Source organism: Burkholderia sp. Bp9016, assembly GCF_003857765.1.
GTDB lineage: Bacteria > Pseudomonadota > Gammaproteobacteria > Burkholderiales > Burkholderiaceae > Burkholderia.
This window is the reverse complement of record NZ_QTPY01000012.1, coordinates 152,108-170,148: the sequence shown is the minus strand read 5'-3', so window position 1 is coordinate 170,148 and position 18,041 is coordinate 152,108. Positions and strand designations below refer to the sequence as shown.

15 protein-coding genes are annotated in these 18,041 nt (G+C 67.0%); 8 read left to right on the top strand and 7 right to left on the bottom strand.

Annotation, left to right across the window (positions count from 1 at the left end; genetic code table 11):
- Positions 1-92 precede the first annotated feature (92 nt).
- Both DIE13_RS16850 and DIE13_RS16845 read left to right on the top strand, forming a co-directional pair.
- Positions 93-2,264, top strand: a complete 2,172-nt coding sequence (locus DIE13_RS16850; protein WP_124828229.1) for a phosphocholine-specific phospholipase C — start codon at positions 93-95, stop codon at positions 2,262-2,264.
- 206 nt (positions 2,265-2,470) lie between these two features.
- The gene (locus tag DIE13_RS16845; protein WP_124828228.1) at positions 2,471-3,196 is read left to right on the top strand and encodes a phosphonate utilization associated transcriptional regulator; all 726 of its coding nucleotides are present in this window, start codon (positions 2,471-2,473) and stop codon (positions 3,194-3,196) included.
- A 168-nt stretch (positions 3,197-3,364) separates the two neighbouring features.
- On the opposite strand, the gene DIE13_RS16840 is transcribed toward DIE13_RS16845, so the two are convergent.
- The 5 genes from DIE13_RS16840 to DIE13_RS16820 all read right to left on the bottom strand — a co-directional run bounded on the left by DIE13_RS16840 (position 3,365) and on the right by DIE13_RS16820 (position 10,041).
- A complete protein-coding gene (locus tag DIE13_RS16840) occupies positions 3,365-4,753 on the bottom strand; it encodes an FAD-dependent oxidoreductase (RefSeq protein ID WP_124828227.1) in 1,389 nt (462 codons plus the stop codon).
- A 126-nt stretch (positions 4,754-4,879) separates the two neighbouring features.
- Positions 4,880-6,010, bottom strand: a complete 1,131-nt coding sequence (locus tag DIE13_RS16835) for a 2-aminoethylphosphonate--pyruvate transaminase (RefSeq protein ID WP_124828226.1) — start codon at positions 6,008-6,010, stop codon at positions 4,880-4,882.
- 48 nt (positions 6,011-6,058) lie between these two features.
- A complete protein-coding gene (locus tag DIE13_RS16830; protein WP_124828225.1) occupies positions 6,059-7,786 on the bottom strand; it encodes a putative 2-aminoethylphosphonate ABC transporter permease subunit in 1,728 nt (575 codons plus the stop codon).
- Complete coding sequence (locus DIE13_RS16825) at positions 7,783-8,874, bottom strand: putative 2-aminoethylphosphonate ABC transporter ATP-binding protein (protein ID WP_124828224.1); 1,092 nt, start codon at positions 8,872-8,874, stop codon at positions 7,783-7,785. Before DIE13_RS16825 ends, DIE13_RS16830 begins: the two co-directional genes overlap by 4 nt.
- Positions 8,875-8,985: 111 nt before the next feature.
- A complete protein-coding gene (locus tag DIE13_RS16820; protein WP_124828223.1) occupies positions 8,986-10,041 on the bottom strand; it encodes a putative 2-aminoethylphosphonate ABC transporter substrate-binding protein in 1,056 nt (351 codons plus the stop codon).
- A gap of 218 nt (positions 10,042-10,259) precedes the next feature.
- Here DIE13_RS16820 and phnA point away from each other — a divergent pair, with 218 nt between their 5' ends.
- The 5 genes from phnA to DIE13_RS16795 all read left to right on the top strand — a co-directional run bounded on the left by phnA (position 10,260) and on the right by DIE13_RS16795 (position 15,406).
- Positions 10,260-11,498 (top strand): phosphonoacetate hydrolase, encoded by a 1,239-nt coding sequence (gene phnA / locus DIE13_RS16815; RefSeq protein ID WP_124828222.1) that lies wholly within the window; start codon positions 10,260-10,262, stop codon positions 11,496-11,498.
- A gap of 28 nt (positions 11,499-11,526) precedes the next feature.
- Complete coding sequence (phnY, locus tag DIE13_RS16810) at positions 11,527-12,981, top strand: phosphonoacetaldehyde dehydrogenase (protein ID WP_124828221.1); 1,455 nt, start codon at positions 11,527-11,529, stop codon at positions 12,979-12,981.
- 192 nt (positions 12,982-13,173) lie between these two features.
- Positions 13,174-13,956 carry an amino acid ABC transporter substrate-binding protein gene (locus tag DIE13_RS16805; protein WP_124828220.1) on the top strand — a complete coding sequence of 261 codons (783 nt, stop codon included), beginning with the start codon at positions 13,174-13,176 and terminating at the stop codon, positions 13,954-13,956.
- Positions 13,957-13,970: 14 nt separating this feature from the next.
- Positions 13,971-14,651, top strand: a complete 681-nt coding sequence (locus DIE13_RS16800; protein WP_124828219.1) for an amino acid ABC transporter permease — start codon at positions 13,971-13,973, stop codon at positions 14,649-14,651.
- Positions 14,648-15,406 (top strand): amino acid ABC transporter ATP-binding protein, encoded by a 759-nt coding sequence (locus tag DIE13_RS16795; RefSeq protein WP_124828218.1) that lies wholly within the window; start codon positions 14,648-14,650, stop codon positions 15,404-15,406. The genes DIE13_RS16800 and DIE13_RS16795 overlap by 4 nt, the downstream gene beginning before the upstream one ends.
- A 24-nt stretch (positions 15,407-15,430) precedes the next feature.
- Here the strand turns inward: DIE13_RS16795 and DIE13_RS16790 are convergent, their stop codons facing one another.
- The gene (locus DIE13_RS16790; RefSeq protein WP_124828217.1) at positions 15,431-16,246 is read right to left on the bottom strand and encodes an alpha/beta fold hydrolase; all 816 of its coding nucleotides are present in this window, start codon (positions 16,244-16,246) and stop codon (positions 15,431-15,433) included.
- A gap of 81 nt (positions 16,247-16,327) precedes the next feature.
- Between DIE13_RS16790 and DIE13_RS16785 the strand changes: the two genes are divergently transcribed.
- Complete coding sequence (locus DIE13_RS16785) at positions 16,328-16,942, top strand: CGNR zinc finger domain-containing protein (protein WP_124828216.1); 615 nt, start codon at positions 16,328-16,330, stop codon at positions 16,940-16,942.
- 41 nt (positions 16,943-16,983) lie between these two features.
- On the opposite strand, the gene DIE13_RS16780 is transcribed toward DIE13_RS16785, so the two are convergent.
- Positions 16,984-17,874, bottom strand: a complete 891-nt coding sequence (locus DIE13_RS16780) for a DUF3592 domain-containing protein (protein ID WP_390680294.1) — start codon at positions 17,872-17,874, stop codon at positions 16,984-16,986.
- Between the last annotated feature and the right edge of the window lie 167 nt (positions 17,875-18,041).

Below are 18,041 nucleotides of genomic sequence, written 5' to 3'. Positions count from 1 at the left end.
GACATGCCGGTGCGGACTAATAGCGGCAACGCACCGACCGCCGGCCCTGCTCGACCGGCGCCATCCCTCCTACGACAAACAGGATCTTCTTCATGTCCGCCACCAATCGACGCGATTTCCTGCGCCTCGCCGCCCAGTCGGCCGGCGCGATGGCCGCCTACGCCGGCTTCCCGCCGGCCATCCGCAACGCGCTGGCCATGCCGGCCGCGTATCGCACCGGCACGATCCGCGACGTCGAGCACGTCGTGATCTTCATGCAGGAAAACCGCTCGTTCGACCATTACTTCGGCGGGCTGCGCGGCGTGCGCGGCTTCAACGACCCGCGCCCGCACCTGCTGCCGAGCGGCGCGCCGGTGTGGCAGCAGCCGCCGGCGTCGGTGTTCACGAAGAACTACCATTCGCGCGGGCTCGATCCGGCCGCGCCGTACGTGCTGCCGTTCTACCTCGACCCGAAGCAGACGACCGAATTCCAGCCTGGCACCAACCACGGCTGGAGCAGCGGCCACCTGTCCTGGAACAACGGCCAGTGGGACCAGTGGGTGAACCAGAAGCAGGACGTGCTGACGATGGGCTACCTGAAGCGCCAGGACCTCACGTACCACTACGCGCTCGCCGACGCGTTCACGATCTGCGATTCGTATTTCTGCTCCGCGCACGCCGACACGGCGCCGAACCGCATCTACCTGTGGACCGGCACGATCGACCCGCGCAACGTCTACGGCAACCCGCCGAACGGCCCGGGCATCGGCGAGCGCGACGACGTGAACGGCTACACGTGGACGACCTACGCGGAACGCCTCGAGAACGCGAAGATCAGCTGGAAGGTGTACCAGGGCGGCACCGGCATCCCGGGCGACCCGACCGACAACTACACCGACAATTCGCTGATGTTCTTCAAGCGCTTCCAGGTCAAGGAAGGCGCGAGCGGCCCGCTCGTCGACAAGGGCGCGTCGGATCACACGCTCGCCGAACTGAAGGCGGACGTGCAGGCGAACCGGCTGCCGCAGGTGTCGTGGATCGTCGCGCCGTACAAGTACAGCGAGCACCCGCAGGCGTCGCCGACCGACGGCGCGTTCTATATCAACATGGTGCTCGAAGCGCTGACGTCGAACCCCGAGGTATGGGCGAAGACGGTGTTCATCCTGAACTACGACGAGAACGACGGGCTGTTCGACCACGTCGTGCCGCCGGTGCCTCCGGTCACGAGCGGCGTGGGCGGCCAGGGCATCGTGTCGTCGAACCTGCTGTCGAGCCTCGGCGACGAACAGCTCGACCTGAACAAGTACCCGGGCGAGATGAGCCCGCTCGTGCCGGGTGCGGACCCGGGCGGCATCCAGCCGATCGGCCTCGGGCCGCGCGTGCCGCTGATCATCATTTCGCCGTGGACGAAGGGCGGCTGGGTCTGCTCGGAGACGTTCGACCATACGTCGGTGCTGCGTTTCCTCGAAGCGCGCTTCGGCGTGAAGGAGCCGAACATCAGCGCATGGCGCCGGTCGATCTGCGGCGACCTCACGTCGGCGTTCGACTTCTCCGCGCGCCCCGACACGCGCACGGTGAGCTTCACGGTGCCGCAGCACATCGCGACGGCCGGCCAGGCGTACCAGGTGCCCGCGCAGCAGTCGATGCCGGCGCAGGAAGCGGGCACGCGTCCGGCACGCGCGCTGCCGTACGAGCTGTTCGTGCATGCCCGCGTGAACGGCCGCGACGACAGCGTGTCGCTCGATTTCGCGAACTCGGGCGATGCGGGCGCCGCGTTCTACGTGTACGACCGCCGCAATCCGGCGACGCCGCCGCGCCGCTATGCGGTGTCGTCGCACGACCGATTCGCCGATACGTGGAGCACGTCGGCCGCGGGCGGCGACTACCATCTCGCCGCGTACGGCCCGAACGGCTATCTGTGCGAATTCCAGGGCAATACGCGGCTGGCTGCTGACGCCCGCCACGCGAACCCGGAAGCGAAGATCGGCTACGACGTGCGCAACCGCCACGTGTACCTGCAACTGCGCAACAGCGGCCGCGCGAGCTGCAGCGTGGTGGTCGACAACGCGTACAGCCACGCGCATGCGCGCAGCTACACGCTGGCGCCGGGCGAGCGCATCGAGGATCACTTCGAGCTGTCGTCGAGCCACGGCTGGTACGATCTGACGATCACCGCGACGACGCTGCGCGGCGGCGACGACAAGGTCATGCGCCGCTTCGCGGGCCACGTCGAGACGGGCCGGCCGAGCCAGAGCGATCCGGGGCCGGTCAAGCAGACGGCCTGACGGCAGGCAGGTGCTGCGCGCTTCGGCGGGGCCGTCCGCCGAAGCGCGTTACCACGCGTGCCGATCGGTTCCGTTCGCATTCCGGCACGCGGGATTGGTTTTTGGAAACTGAAAACTGTTGACAATGTATCGGAGCGAGGGTATACAAGGATCATTCGCCGATATGGCGCCCTCGTTTTCATTCGCAGCTTTGCTGCCTGCCGACCATGACTGCCCTGAACGCGCTCAACGCCATCGAACTCCTGCAAAGCCAGTCGCTTGCGATGATTGTCCAGGACATGCTCGAGCGCGCGATCGTGTCAGGCGAGTATGCACCTGGCGAGAAACTCAACGAAGTCGATATCGCGACCAGGCTGAACGTGTCGCGCGGCCCCGTGCGCGAGGCATTCCGCGCGCTCGAGCAGGCCGGGCTGCTGCGCAACGAGAAGAACCGCGGCGTGACGGTGCGCATCGTGCCGCTGCGCGAAGCCGAGGAGATCTACGAAGTTCGCGCGATGCTCGACGAATCGGTCGCGCGTGCGCTCGCGAAGCGCATTTCGCCCGATACGCTGAAGGTGCTGAAGGGCATCATCCAGTCGATGAAGGATGCGGCGAAGACGCACGACGTCACGCGCTATACCGAGCTGAACGTGCAGTTCCACGATGCGATGGTGGTCGGTGTCGGCAATACGCATCTCACCGATACCTACCGCCGGCTCGTGCGCCAGCTTGGGCTGCTGCGCCAGGCCGCGATCGAAGCCGAGGAGGATGCGATCGCGGTGTCGGCGGCCGAGCACGACAAGATCGTGCAGGCGCTCGCCGGCGGCGACGAGGAGAAGGCGGTTGCGCTCGTGCGCGAGCACGTCGCGCACGGTCTCGCGCGGATGCGCCGCACGCACGAACAGGGGTTGCCCGCAACGGGCAAGGCGGCGCGAGAGAAAGCTCGCGCGTGAGCGGCTGCGTGACTTGTCCTGCACATGGCGACGCAAGGGCGGGGCGGCCGTGGATCATTTTCGTTGTTGAGTCGCCGGTTTGCACGGCCCTGCTTGTCTGGCGGCGCCTGACGGCCGTCGGTTCGAAGTTGATGATGTTCGGCGTGCGAGTCGCCGGCGCACTAGTGATCACGCCTTGTCTGCCTTCCCTGCCGCACTCGCAAACTTCGCGAGCCACGTGTCGACCATCGCCGGCTGCCGGCTCTCGTCCTCCGCGCGTTCCTTGCGGCGGATCGCGTTGCGCACGATGTGCGCGCCGACATAACGAATCGGCTCCGGCGGGAAAGCCCCGAGCGGGCCGCGCACGATCGGGCTGCGCGTCCACGCGTTGTCGAGGCCGAGCACCAGCGACGACAGAATCTGCCCGCCCATGTAGGTCGGCCCGACGCCGTTGCCCGAATAGCCGAAGCCGTAGAACACATTCGGCGCGTCGTCGAGGCGGCCGAAGAACGGGAAGCCCGTCACCGAGCGGTCCGACGGGCCGTTCCAGCTCGCGGTGACCGGCACGCCCGCGAGCGACGGGAAGAATTCGCGCAGGCTCCGCGTGAGCTGCGCCTCGTACGGCGAGCGCCGGTCGAACACCGGCGCGATGCGGCTGCGCCACGAGAACGTGTTGCCGCCCTTGCCGAGCATCAGCCGGCCGTCGGCGGTCGTGCGGTAGTAGTACACGAAGATCCGCGAATCGAGCACCGACACGCCGTCCACGAGCCCGGTCTGCTCGAGCAGCGCCGGGCATTTCTCGGTGATGACCATGTCGCTCGACACCACCGCGATCGTGCGCTCGAACTGCGGGAAGCGGCTCGCCATCCACGCATTGATCGCGAATACCAGCTTGCCCGCGCGCACGCTGCCGGACGGCGTGCGCACGACGGCCGGTTGCCCCGCCGTGAAGTCGACGAGCGGCGTGCGCTCGTAGATCCGGATCCCCATCGCGAGCGCGACGCGGCGCAGCCCGCGCACCAGCTTGCCCGGATGCACGGTCGCGGCGATCGGCGAGTACACGCCGTCGAGATTGCGCGCGGAACCCGAGCGGCGCGCGACTTCGGCTGCCGGCAGCGGCTCGTAGCTGTGGATCCCGCACGCGGCGAGCGCGTCGAGGACCGGCGCGAGCGTGCCGACCTGCGCGCGGGATGTGGCGGTGTACAGCGTGCCGTCGAGCCGCAGCTCGGCATCGATGCCGTGCGCACGGCAGAAGTCGGCGATGTGCTGGACGGCCGCTTCCGACGCCTTCACGAGCCGGATCGCCTCCGCTTCGCCGAACAGCCGCCGCAGCGTCAGGAATTTCGCGGACCACGTGAGCAGGCACCCGCCGTTGCGCCCGCTCGCGCCGGCGCCGCACAGGTCGGCCTCGAGTATCGCGATGTCGAGCGCAGGGTTCTGCTGCTTTGCCTGGATCGCGGTCCAGAGTCCCGTGAAGCCGCCGCCGACGATACAGACGTCGGCCTGCGTCGCGTCCTGCAGGGCGGGTGCGAGATCGCCGTCATTGAACAGTGCTTGTTCGATCCAGAAGGGTCGCATCGGGTGTCGTGCCAGTAGAAGTCGGTCTGCCGTGCCGCGCACGGGGGAGAAAAACGAAAGCGAAACCAACGCATGGCGACGCGCGGCGGGAAGCCGTGCGCCGCCGTGCGGCCCGGTACAGCGCGTTCAGGCGGCTGCTTCGGCGGATACGCGGCGCACGCCCATCGCCTTCAGCGTGTCGGCGATCGAGGCGACGGCGCCCGGAATGCCGGCTTCGCCGAAGTGGCCGATGCAGCCGACGCGGAACGTGTCGACTTCGGTCAGCTTGCCCGGATACAGAATGTACCCACGCTTTTTGACCTCCTGATAAAAGCGCTTGAAGTCGTAATTCGGATCGTCCGGCGCATGGAACGTGACGATGATCGGTGCCTGGATCGCCGGATCGAGGAAGGGCCGGAAACCGAGTGCGAGCATCCCGTCGATCAGCGCGCGGTAGTTGCGCTGATAGCGGCCCCCGCGCGCGGCGAGGCCGCCTTCGTCGACGTATTGCGCAACGGCGGCGTCGAGCGCCGCGACCACGTGCGTCGGCGGCGTGAAGCGCCATTGCGTCGTGCGCTGCATGTACACCCACTGGTCGTACAGGTCCATCGCGAGCGAATGGCTGTTGCCTTCGCAACGTTCGAGCGTGCTGCGCTTCGCGATCACGAAGCCGAGCCCCGGCACGCCTTCGAGGCATTTGCCGGACGCGGCGATCACCGCGTCGAACGGTGTCGTGCGCGCGTCGATGTCGATCGCGCCGAACGAGCTCATTGCATCGACGATCAGCCCGCGGCCGTGCTTCGCGACGACCTGCGCGACGTCGTGCAGCGGGTTCAGTACGCCGGCGCCGGTTTCGCAGTGCACGAGCGCGACGTGCGTGATGGTCGGATCGGCGGCGAGCGCGCGCTCGACGTCGGCCGGATCGACGCGGCGGTCCTCGCTGTAGTCGATCGTCGTGAGCTGGCGGCCGAGCACGCGGCAGATCTTCGCGAGGCGCTGGCAGTACGCGCCGTTGTTCGGCACCAGCACGTGGCCGTCGTGTGCCACGAGCGTGCCGATGGCCGCCTCGACCGAGAATGTGCCGCTGCCTTGCAGCGGCACGCATTCGTGCGTGCCTTCGCCGTGCACGATCTGCAGCAGCCGCTCGCGCAGCCGTGCGGTGATCGCATTGAAGTCGCTGTCCCACGATCCCCAGTCGCGCAGCATCGCGTCGCGCGTGCGGTCCGAGGTCGTCAGGGGGCCGGGGGTGAGCAAGATGGGCTGGGTGGCGAGCGTCATGGTGTCTCCTGGGTGAAGTCGGGACGTCACGTGAATGCGGCTAATGGATCAACGGCGATGCGGATTGCGCCAGGCCTGCGTGCGGCGCAACAGACGGTGCGAGATGCAGGCGAACAGCACGCACGCGAGCGACGAGGTCGCGAGCACGAGCGTCGCCATTGCGGCGGCCGGTCCCATCTGGCCCGCGTCGTCGAGGTTCAGGATTGCGACGGATGCGGGTTGCGTGTCCGGCGAATAGAGGAACGCGACGGCGGAGACGGTCGTCATCCCGTTGACGAACAGGTAGCGCGCGATCAGCAGGATCGCGGGCAGGCATACGGGCACGGTCACGCGCACGAAGGTTTTGTAGAACGGCACCTTCAGCGACGCCGACACGGCCTCGAACTCGCTGTCGATCTGCCGCAGCGCGGTGACGGCGGTCAGGTGGCTCGACGCGTAGTAGTGGACGACCGTGACGATCGCGAGCAGCCACAGCGTCCCGTACAGCCCGTTCAGCGGATTGCCGGGCGCGTTGAACAGGAAGATGTAGCTGATGCCGAGCACGAGGCCGGGCACGCCCATCGGCAGGATCGCGCACAGGCTGATGAAGCCGCGCAGCCAGCGCGCGCCGCGCGTCTTCTCGATCAGGTAGGCGCCGCCGAACACGACGATCGTGCCGCCGAGCGCGACGGTTGCCGCCATCCGCAGGCTGTTCTTGTACGCGTCGAAGATGCCGGCACCGATCAACCCCATCTTGTAGTGCTGCAGCCCGAGGCTCATCTGGTACGGCCAGAACTTCACGAACGACGCGAACACCGAGATGCCGACCACCGCGATGAAGAACGCGCACACCAGCGCGCAGTACGCGAGCATCGCGGCGTCGAAGCCGCGCGACGGCTTCGGCTGGTACGGCGTCGAGCGCGCGCCGAGCTGCGACTGCTGGCGGCGGCGGATGAAGTAGTCCACGCCGAACGCGACGAGCGCCGGGCACAGCAGCATCAGGCTCACGACCGCGCTGCGGTTGAAGTCCTGCAGCCCGATGATCAGCTTGTAGATGTCGGTCGACAGCACGTTGTACGAACCGCCGATCACCACCGGCACGCCGAAGTCGTTGATGCACATCGTGAACGCGACCATCGTCGCGCTGATCAGCCCGTACTTCGCGCCGGGCAGCGTGATCGTGAAGAACTTGCGCGTGCGGCTCGTGCCCATCGCGTCGGCGGCCTCGTAGAGCCGACCGTCCGCAAGCGACAGCGCGGTGACGAGGATCATCAGCACGTGCGGGAACGACGCGTACACCATGCTTGCGACGATGCCCGGCAGCCCGTAGATCGAATGGCCGTGCAGCAGCGGTTTGAGCAGCCCCGCGTTGCCGAACCAGTAGATGAACGACACGGCGGACAGCAGCGTCGGCGCGAGCAGCGGCAGCAGCGCGATCGTGCGCGCGGCATGCTTCAGCGGCATGCACGAGCGCGTCAGCGCATACGCGAACGTGAACGCCATCGGCACGACGATTGCCGTGACGAGTGCGCCGACTGTCAGCGAATGCAGCATCGAGCGCAGCACGCCGCTGTCCTCGAGATACTCGACGAAGTTGTGCGCGCCGACGAAGTGCCCGTCCGCATCGACGAAGCATTTCTGCACGACGAGCGCGAGCGGCAGCAGCAGGAACAGCGACATCAGCGCGGCCATCGCGACGAGCGCGAGCTGCGCGACGCGGTCGTGCCAGTGCGTGATCTGCCGCACGTCGGCGGGGGCGGCCGCGCTGCGGCGGCGTTCGGTGAGGACGGCGCTCATTGCAGTCGCTCCTTCGCACTCGGAAACACGCGCACATGCTCTCGATCGAGCGCGAGGTCGACCCGCGCGCCGGCCTGCACGCCGGTGCGATCGACGTCGTGATACGACAGGTCGGCGACGATCTCCTGGCCGTCGAGCCCGTCGATCCGGAAGCTCACACGGCAGAATGCGCCGAGGAATTCGAGCTTCTCGACGCGGCCGGCCAGCACGTTGTCGGCCGTCTCGCCCGGAATGCGGATGCGCAGATCCTCGGGGCGCACGTAGACCGACACGGCCGTGCCCTGCGCTGGCCGGGTGACGCCATGCCGGCAGTCGAAGCCGACGCCGCCGGCGCGCAGCGTGCCGTCCTGCGCGACTTCAGCGGGAATCGTGTTGACGCGGCCGATGAAGTCCGCGACGAATGGCGACGCGGGCTGCCGATAGATTTCGAGCGGCGTGCCGATCTGCTCGATCACGCCGTGGTTCATCACGACGATGCGGTCGGCCATCGACAGCGCTTCTTCCTGGTCGTGCGTGACCATGATCGTCGTCACACCGAGCCGCTGCTGCAGCGCGCGGATCTCCTGGCGCAGCCGCACGCGCACGCGTGCGTCGAGCGCCGACAGCGGTTCGTCGAGCAGCAACAGGCCGGGCGACGTCGCCAGGGCGCGCGCGAGTGCGATGCGCTGCTGCTGGCCCCCGGACAACTGACCCGGATGCTTGCGATGGCTGTCGGGCAGGCCGACGAGCGCGAGCAGCGTGTGCACGCGCTCGTGGATCACCTCGCGCTTCATCTTGCGGTTCACGAGCCCGTACGCGACGTTGTCGTAGACGGTGAGGTTCGGAAACAGCGCGTACGACTGGAACACGATCCCGTAGTCGCGCAGTTGCGGCGGCAGCCGCGAGATGTCGCGGCCGTCCTGCATGATGCGGCCGGCGTTTTGCGCCTCGAGCCCCGCGATGATCCGCAGCAGCGTGGTTTTCCCGCAGCCGGACGGCCCCAGGAAGCAGATCATCTCGCCCTTCATCACGCTCAGGTTGATGTCGGTGAGGACCTGTGTGTCGTTGTACCGCTTTTCGATGCGTTCTACGCTCAGATAGGGTGCCATGCACGCCTCCACGCTGCGGGCGGCCCGCCGGCGGCCCGGATACGACGATGGGAAGGGATGCGGGGCGGCGCGCGACGCGGCCCCGCTGCCGGGTGCGGCGTTACTGCCGGGTCATTGCTGCGCCTTCGCCCCGTAGCGCTTCTGCCAGGTGTCGAGAATCGACAGGCGGTTCTTCGCGGACCACACGAAGTCGTTCTTCACGAGCAGGTCCGAATAGTTGTCGGGGATGCCGGAGAGCTTGCGCGCGACACCCGGGTACGCGACGATCGCCCACCAGCGCGCGGTGATCTCGTTCGCTTCCTTGCTCGCCATGAAGTCGGCAAGCTTCTTCGCGGCGTCCGGCTGTTTGGTCGTCTTCATGATCGCCGTGCCTTCCATGTCCCAGCCGAGGCCTTCCTTCGGGAACACCAGGTCGATCGGTGCGCCCTGCGCCTGCAGTTCGTGGCCGCGGAATTCGAACGAGATGCCGATCGGGAACTCGCCGGTGCCGGCGAGCGTGCACGGCTTCGAGCCCGAGTGCACGTACTGCGCGACGTTCTTGTCGAGCGCGTCCATGAATTTCCAGCCGCGGTCGTCGCCAAAGGTCTGCAGCCACGCCGTGACGTCGAGATAGCCGGTGCCCGACGACACCGGGCTCGGCATCACGATCGCGCCCTTGTAGATCGGTTTCGTCAGGTCTTCCCACGACGTCGGCTTCGGAATGTTCTTCGCCTGCGCGGCGACGCGGTTGTAGCAGATCGTCGCGCCCCATACGTCCATGCCGACCCAGTGCGGCGGCGTGTTCGCGTCGCTGTACTTGCGCGTGAGCTGGTCGAAGCCCTTCGGTGCGTACGGCATCAACATCCCCTGCAAGTCGAGCAGCGTGAGGCTCGATGCGGCGAGGCCGAGCACGACGTCCGCGCGCGGGTTGTTCTTTTCGGCGAGCAGCTTCGCGGTGACCGAGCCGGTCGAGTCGCGCACCCAGCGGATCTCGACGCCGGGGTTCGCCTTCTCGAACGCGTCCTTGTAGGGCTTCATCGCCTCGTCTTCCAGCGCGGTGTAGACGAGCAGCGAAGTCTTCGCGTGCGCCGCCTGCGCCGCGCCGAGCGCGACCACGGCGGCAAGCGCAAGACGCGCCGCGCCCGTCGCCCATCCGTTCAAACGCTTGTGTACCGGCACTTCGTTCATCTTCAGACCCCTTGACTATGGCGCCGCGGCACGCGGCGGATGAGTGGAGACCAGCCCTCTTCGTACTTCCTCGTGCTTCCGTGGTTTGCTTTTTGTTCTCTGCATGTTGTTGACAATCTACAAATCATCAATTTTAATGTCAAGCATGGAAAACACCTCCTCGGCGCGGCGCGGGCGCCGACAGCTCAACCCCCTTCGAACCGAAAGGACTGAACGTCATGACTGAAACGCCTGTATCCGTGGAAGTGAACGGCCGTCGCTACAACTGGATGAGCCGGCCCGTGGTGGTCGTCTGCGTCGACGGCTGCGCCTATGAATATCTCGAGATGGCGGCCGAGGCCGGCGTTGCGCCGTTCCTGCGCACGCTGCTGAAGCCGGGCACGGCGCTCAAGGGCGAGTGCGTGGTGCCGAGCTTCACGAACCCGAACAACCTGTCGATCGTGACCGGCGTGCCGCCGGCGATCCACGGGATCAGCGGCAACTATTTCTACGATCGCGACACCGGCGCCGAGGTGCTGATGAACGATCCGAAGTACCTCGTCGCGCCCACCGTGCTCGCGACCTTCGCGGAACAGGGCGCGCGCGTCGCGGTCGTCACCGCGAAGGACAAGCTGCGCCGCCTGCTCGGCAAGGGGCTCAAGGGCATCTGCTTCTCGTCGGAAAAGGCCGACGAGGCGAGCATCGAGGAAAACGGCATCGACAACGTGCTCGAACTGGTCGGCAAGCCGGTGCCGAGCGTGTACAGCGCAGACCTGTCGGAATTCGTGTTCGCGGCCGGCGTGCGCCTGCTCGAGACGCGCCCGATCGACCTGATGTACCTGTCGACCACCGACTACGTGCAGCACAAGTGCGCACCCGGCACGGACGGCGCGAACGCGTTCTACCAGATGATGGACAAGTACCTGAAGCGCCTCGACGAACTCGGCGCGATCGTCGCGATCACGGCCGACCACGGGATGAACGCGAAGCACGACGGCGAGACCGGCGAGCCGAACGTGATCTACCTGCAGGAGCTGTTCGACGAGTGGCTCGGCCACGATGCGGCGCGCGTGATCCTGCCGATCACCGATCCGTACGTCGTTCACCATGGCGCGCTCGGCTCGTTCGCGACGGTCTACGTGCCGGATTCCGCCGATGCCGACGCGCTGCGCGCGCGGCTCGCCGCGGTGGACGGCATCGAGGTCGTGCTGACGGGGGCCGAAGGCTGCGCGCGGTTCGAGCTGCCGCCGGCGCGGATGGGCGACCTGATCGTGATCTCGCAGCAGGACGTCGTGCTTGGCACGCGCCGCATCAAGCACGACCTGTCCGGCCTCGACGTGCCGCTGCGCTCGCACGGCGGGCTATCCGAGCAGATCGTGCCGCTGATCTTCAGCAAGCCGGTCGCGACCGACGTCTCGGGCCGCGCGCGGCTGCGCAACTTCGACATCATCGACATCGCGCTCAACCATCTGCAGTGATACGCAGGTATCCGCCAGGGAGACACTCATGAACGCCATTGCAGCATCGACGGATGTTCGCGCGCTTCATCGTGAAGCACTGCGAATCGATGGTGAACGGATCCATCGCGACGCGGTGATCGAGATACGAAACCCGTACGACGGCTCGCTCGTCGGCACCGTGCCGAAGGCGACGCTCGACGACGTGCGGCGCGCATTCGCGGTCGCCCGCGCGTACCGGCCGTCGCTCACGCGCCACGAGCGGGCGGCGATCCTGCGCCGTGCGGCCGACATCGTGCGTGCGCGCACCGCCGAGATCGCCGAGCTGATCACGGCCGAAGCCGGGTTGTGCATCAAGGATTCGACGTATGAAGCGGGGCGCGTCGCCGACGTACTCACGTTCGGCGCGGGTGAAGTGCTGAAGGACGACGGGCAGATCTTCTCGTGCGACCTGACGCCGCACGGCAAGAAGCGCCGTGTATACACGCAGCGCGAGCCGCTGCTCGGCGTGATTTCCGCGATCACGCCGTTCAACCATCCGATGAACCAGGTCGCGCACAAGGTCGTGCCGTCGGTCGCGACCAACAACCGGATCGTCGTGAAGCCATCGGAGAAGGTGCCGCTGTCGTGCTACCTGTTCGCGGACATCCTGTACGAAGCGGGCCTGCCGCCGCAGATGCTGCAGGTGATTACCGGCGACCCGAAGGAAATCGCGGACGAACTGATCACGAACCCGGCGATCGACCTGATCACGTTTACCGGCGGCGTGTCGATCGGCAAGTCGATCGCGTCGCGGATGGGCTACCGGCGCGCGGTACTCGAGCTCGGCGGCAACGACCCGATCATCGTGATGGAGGATGCCGATCTCGACGAGGCGAGCACGCTTGCGGTGTCGGGCTCGTACAAGAACTCGGGGCAGCGCTGCACCGCGATCAAGCGGATGCTCGTGCACGAGGCGGTGGCCGATCGTTTCACCGAGCTGGTGGTCGAGAAGACCCGCGCGTGGGCGTACGGCAACCCGGCCGATCCGTCGGTCGACATGGGCACGGTGATCGACGAAGCGGCCGCGAAGTTCTGCGAGCAGCAGGTGAACGATGCGATTTCACGCGGCGCGCGCCTGCTGGTCGGCAACGTGCGCGACGGCGCGCTGTATTCGCCGACCGTCGTCGATCGCGTGACGCCGGACATGCCGCTCGTGAAGTACGAGACGTTCGGGCCCGTGTCGCCGATCATGCGCTTTCGCGACATCGACGAGGCGATCCGGATGTCGAACAGCACCGACTATGCGTTGTCGTCGTCGGTCTGCACGAACCGCTTCGACAGCATCACGCGCTTCATCACGGAGCTCGAAGTCGGCAGCGTGAACGTGCGCGAGGTGCCGGGCTTCCGGCTCGAACTGACCCCGTTCGGCGGCGTGAAGGATTCGGGTCTCGGCTACAAGGAAGGCGTGCAGGAAGCGATGAAGAGCTTCACGAATACGAAGACCTATTCGCTGCCGTGGTAAGTCGCACGTAATGTGTCGACATTCGCGCCCGCACCGGTTTCACGGCCGGTGCGGGCGTTATTCGATCGGCTCATATCGTTAGCCGATTTGCGTTTTTGCCGGGCTTGCCCGCATCGGTAGAATTCGCGGACCTCTCGAACGGCGCACGTGCGCCGGCGGGATCACTCCCTTCAATCATTCGGGGTCCGCATCATGAAAATCCTCCGCTCCATCCTGGTCGTCGCGATGCTGCAGGCCGTCGCGGCCACGAGTGCGCTCGCTGCCGACGACCTGGCGCAGATCAAGTCGGCCGGCGTGTTCCGGATCGGCACCGAAGGCACGTATGCACCGTTCACGTATCACGACGCGACGGGCAAGCTGACCGGCTTCGACGTCGACATCGCGACCGCGATCGCGCAGCGGCTCGGCGTGAAGCCAGAATTCGTCGAGGGCAAGTGGGACGGGCTGATCGCAGGCCTGGACGTGAACCGCTACGACGCGGTCGTCAACGAAGTGTCGATCACCGAGGCGCGCAAGGCGAAATACGATTTCTCGACGCCGTACATCACGTCGCACGCGGTGCTGATCGTGCGCGCGGACAACACGTCGATCCGCTCGTTCGACGATCTGAAGGGCAGGAAATCCGCGAACACGCTGACGAGCAATTTCGGCAAGCTCGCGGCCGCGCACGGCGCGGACGTGGTGCCGGTGCAGGGCTTCAACGAGTCGATCGATTTGCTGAGCTCGGGGCGCGTCGACGCGACGATCAACGACTCGCTGTCGTACCTCGATTTCCGCAAGCACAAGCCCGATGCGAAACTGAAGATCGCGGCGACCGACACGACCGGCGCCGGCGATGCCTCGGGCGTGCTGCTGCGCAAGGGCAGCCCCGCGCTGGTGGCCGCGATCGACAAGGCGCTCGCGGACATCAAGGCCGACGGCACCTACGCGAAGATCTCGCAGAAGTATTTCGGCCGCGACCTGTCGCAGCCGTGATGCGAGGCTGAACGATGCCGCCCTGGCTGCACTTGATGGCGGAATCGCTGCGGCCCCTGCTCGTCGCGGGGCTCGTGTTCACGGTTCCGCTCACGCTCGTGTCGTTCGCCATCGGGCTGCTGCTGGCGTTCGGCGCGGCGCTCGCGCGCCTGTTCGGGCCGCGCTGGGCGCAGGCCGGCGTACGCTTCTACATCTGGCTGTTTCGCGGTTCGCCGCTGCTCGTGCAGTTGTTCGTGATCTTCTACGGATTACCGAACGTCGGCATCGTGCTCGATCCTTTGACCGCCGCCGTGATCGGCTTCTCGCTGAACGTCGGTGCGTACAACGCCGAGGTGATTCGCGGCGTGATCGAATCGATCCCGAAGGGGCAATGGGAAGCCGCATATTCGATGGCGATGACGCGCGCGCAGGCGCTGCGCCGCGCGATCCTGCCGCAGGCCGCGCGCGTCGCGCTGCCTGCGCTGTCGAATTCGTTCATCTCGCTCGTGAAGGACACGTCGCTCGCGGCCGTGCTGACCGTGCCGGAGATCTTCCAGGCCGCGCAGCGCATCGCGGCCGTGACCTACGAGCCGCTGATCCTCTACACCGAAGCCGCATTGATCTATCTGCTGTTCAGCTCGGTGCTGTCCACGCTGCAACGTCGCCTCGAACTCCGTTTCGGCCGTCACGCGCTGTTTCACGCGGAGTTGCGATGATTCGTCTCGAACGCATCGACAAGTCGTTCGGCGCGCATCGCGTGTTGAGCGCGATCGACCTCGCATTGCAGCCCGGCAGCGTGACGGCGCTGATCGGGCCTTCCGGCAGCGGCAAGAGCACGCTGCTGCGCTGCGTGAACCTGCTCGAAGTGCCGGAGACAGGCACGCTCGCGGTCGGTGACGTACGCATCGAATTCACGGCGGAGCACCGGCTGTCGCGCGACGCTGTGTTCGCGGTGCGGCGGCAGACCGGCATGGTGTTCCAGAATTTCCAGCTGTTTCCGCACCTGAGCGTCGTGCAGAACGTGATGGAAGGGCTCGTGACCGTGCAGCGCTGGCCGCGCGAGCAGGCACGTGAACGCGCGCTCGCGTTGCTCGACAAGGTCGGCATCGCGGACAAGGCCGACGCGTGGCCCGCTACGTTGTCGGGCGGGCAGCAGCAGCGCGTCGCGATCGCGCGTGCGCTCGCGCCGTCGCCGCAGGTGCTGCTGTGCGACGAACCGACGTCGGCGCTCGATCCCGAGCTGTCCGTCGAAGTTGTCGAGGTGCTGCGCCAGCTCGCGCGCGAAGGCACGACCATGCTGATGGCCACGCATGATCTGCGTCTGGCCGCATCGGTTGCGCACGATGCGGTGTTTCTCGCGGAAGGCCGCGTAGTCGAAGCCGGTGCATCGCACGAGTTGTTCGGCCGGCCGCGCGATCCGCGCACCGCGAAGTTTGTCGCGACGCTCGCGCAAGGCGCGCCGGCCCTCTGACGTGCCGCGCGGCAGCGGCGGCGATCAACCGCGCGTGTGCCCGTCTAGCACCGCCGCGACGATCGCTTCCGGCGCATCCTCCTGAACGAGGTGCCCCGCGCGTGGTACGCGGATCAGCTTGCCGCCCGCGATGCGATCGGCGAGTGCCTGCCCCTGTTCGAGCGGAATCCATCCGTCGTCCTCGCCCCACACGATGCGTACCGGAAAGTCCGGCCGCGCATAACGGGCTTCGGCTTCCTCGACGTAGCGCTGGCGCATCTGCGCGATTTGCCGATAGAACGCGGATTGGCCGGCGGGCGTGAGCCATGGCGAACGGTAGATCGACAGCACGTCGTCGCTCAACGGCCGCGCGACCGCATTGCCGATATAGGCCGACACGAGCGCGTGATGCGCATAGGCCGGCAGGCCGGCGAACGCGGCTTCATGCTGCGCGACGTGCCGCACGAACGGCGAGCCTTGCGGCGCGATCGCGACCGGGTTCACGAGCGTCAGGTCGGAATACGCAATGCCGTCGAGGAAATGCGCACGCAGCACGGTTGCCCCGCCGTAGTCGTGTGCGAGCACGCGCGGGCGAACGATGTTCCATGCGTCGAGCATCGCGCCGAACAGCGCGTTCTGCCGGCCGAGCGATACGTCCGCATCCGGCATGTCCGACTGACCGTAGCCGAGCAGGTCGTAGAAGAACACGCGATGGCGCCGCGCGAGCCACGGGGCGATGCGTCGCCACACCTGCGACGAAAACGGCGTGCCGTGAACGAGCACCAGCGGCGGCCCTTCGCCGAGCGTTCCCCATGCGATCCGGTGGCCTGCGAAATCGAAGCGGTTCGGAAGTTCGAGCATCGGCATCTCCGTGCTAACCTGTTTTGGTTGTTAATAGGTTACGCCGGTTTGTTCGGATGTGAAACCGATAGGTGAAAATAAATGGTTACTCGATACGACCCTGAGCGACAGGCGCATGCATGGAGCGCGGCCGATTTCGTCGGCGGCCATCCGGCGCTCGACTTCCTGAACACGGTAGCCGACACGGGCAAGACGCGCGACGAGGACAAGTTCGTCGACTGGCCGGTCGTGCGCGCGTGGGCCGGGAAGTCGGGCTTGCTGACGGAGGCGGACCTGACGCGGTTTCTGAGTCACCCCCGGCAGGATGGTGTGGACGAGCTCGCCTCGCTGCGCTGTTTTCGCGACGACGCTTATGTCGCGCTCGCGCATCTGACGGCCGGCGACGGCGGCAGTGCCGGCGCGCGAGCGGTGCACCGTCTCACGGAGGCGATTCGCGATGCGATCGGGCGCAGCACATTCGACGCGATCGACGGCCGCTTCGCCTGGCGGCCCGATGCGCGTGCGGCGTCTGGCTGGCTCGATGCGGCCGCGCTCGGGTTCGAGCATCTGCTGCGCGGCGACGATTTCGCGCGCGTTCGGCAGTGCGGCCGCTGTACTTGGTTCTTCGTCGATCGCGGCCGAGGCGTCGGACGACGGTGGTGCGACATGCGCACGTGCGGCAATCGCGCGAAGGTGGAGGCGTTCAGGGAGCGGTGAAGCAGGAACCGCGCCGGTTTACCGGCCCGGCTCCGTATTCGTCATTCGGCGACTTCGTGCAGCCGATGCTCGGGCCACAGCCTCGCGGCGACGAACAGCCCGGCAACGAAGAGCGGCGCGCCGATCGCGAACAGGATGCCCGCGACGCGCCAGCGATCCCAGAACCGGTCGACGACCGCTTGCTCCGGCGTGACGGGGTCGTACAGCACGTTGACCGCGTCACCTTCATGCAGCCCCAGGAACGATGACGCCGGGCCTTGCGTGAACGTGATCGGACGGCCGCTGTCGGTGGTGAACGCGACGATCGCCGAACGGAGCGACGAGCGTGCGGTGCCGGCCACCTCGACGACGTGGCCGATCGAGCGTGCGTAACGATGGGCGATCTGCCACTGGCGCAGGCCCGCGGCGCCTGCGCCCGCCAGAAGGCCGGTGCCGATCGCGATCGGGATCAGCACGACCGCGATGTTCCAGCGGCGCCGCACCGGTTTGCCGGCGGCGCGGCGCGGCAGGGCGCCGGACGGCCGGTTGCGGCGCTCGTTTACGTACAGCAGGCTGCCGATCGAGAGCGACACGACCGCGAGCAGCGCAGGCACGGCAGCCGGAAACCAGCGTTGCGCGAAATCGTCGATCAGGGCGGGGCGCCCGGGATGGGCGGGGTCGAGCAGGACGTCGACGCTTTCGCCGATGTCGTACGCAGGGACGCTCGACGCGGTATTGCCGGCGACTTCGCGGCGCTGGCCGTCGTTCGAGAGGTAGGCGACGATCGGCCGGTACGCGCGCATCGCGTCGCTGTCCTGCACGATGCGCACGACCGTGCCCGGTGTGCGAACCAGCTGGCCGGCCGTGCTGCTGGCCGTGACGGCGAGCGCGGCTGCGAGCGTGAGCAGTGCAACGCCGAGTGCAAACGCGACGAGCGTGTCCTTACGTGGCATGACCGGATTCGCTGCGCGCGTTGTGCGACGGATCCGGATGCGTTCGGATGGGGGGCGCGCGTCGACTTGCGCGCTGCTGCCGGCGTGACCATGCCCTCTGAATGGTCCGGTCTCGTTCACATGATTCCATGTTTGACGTCCCATGCTCTCTCAGTGCCGACAGCGAT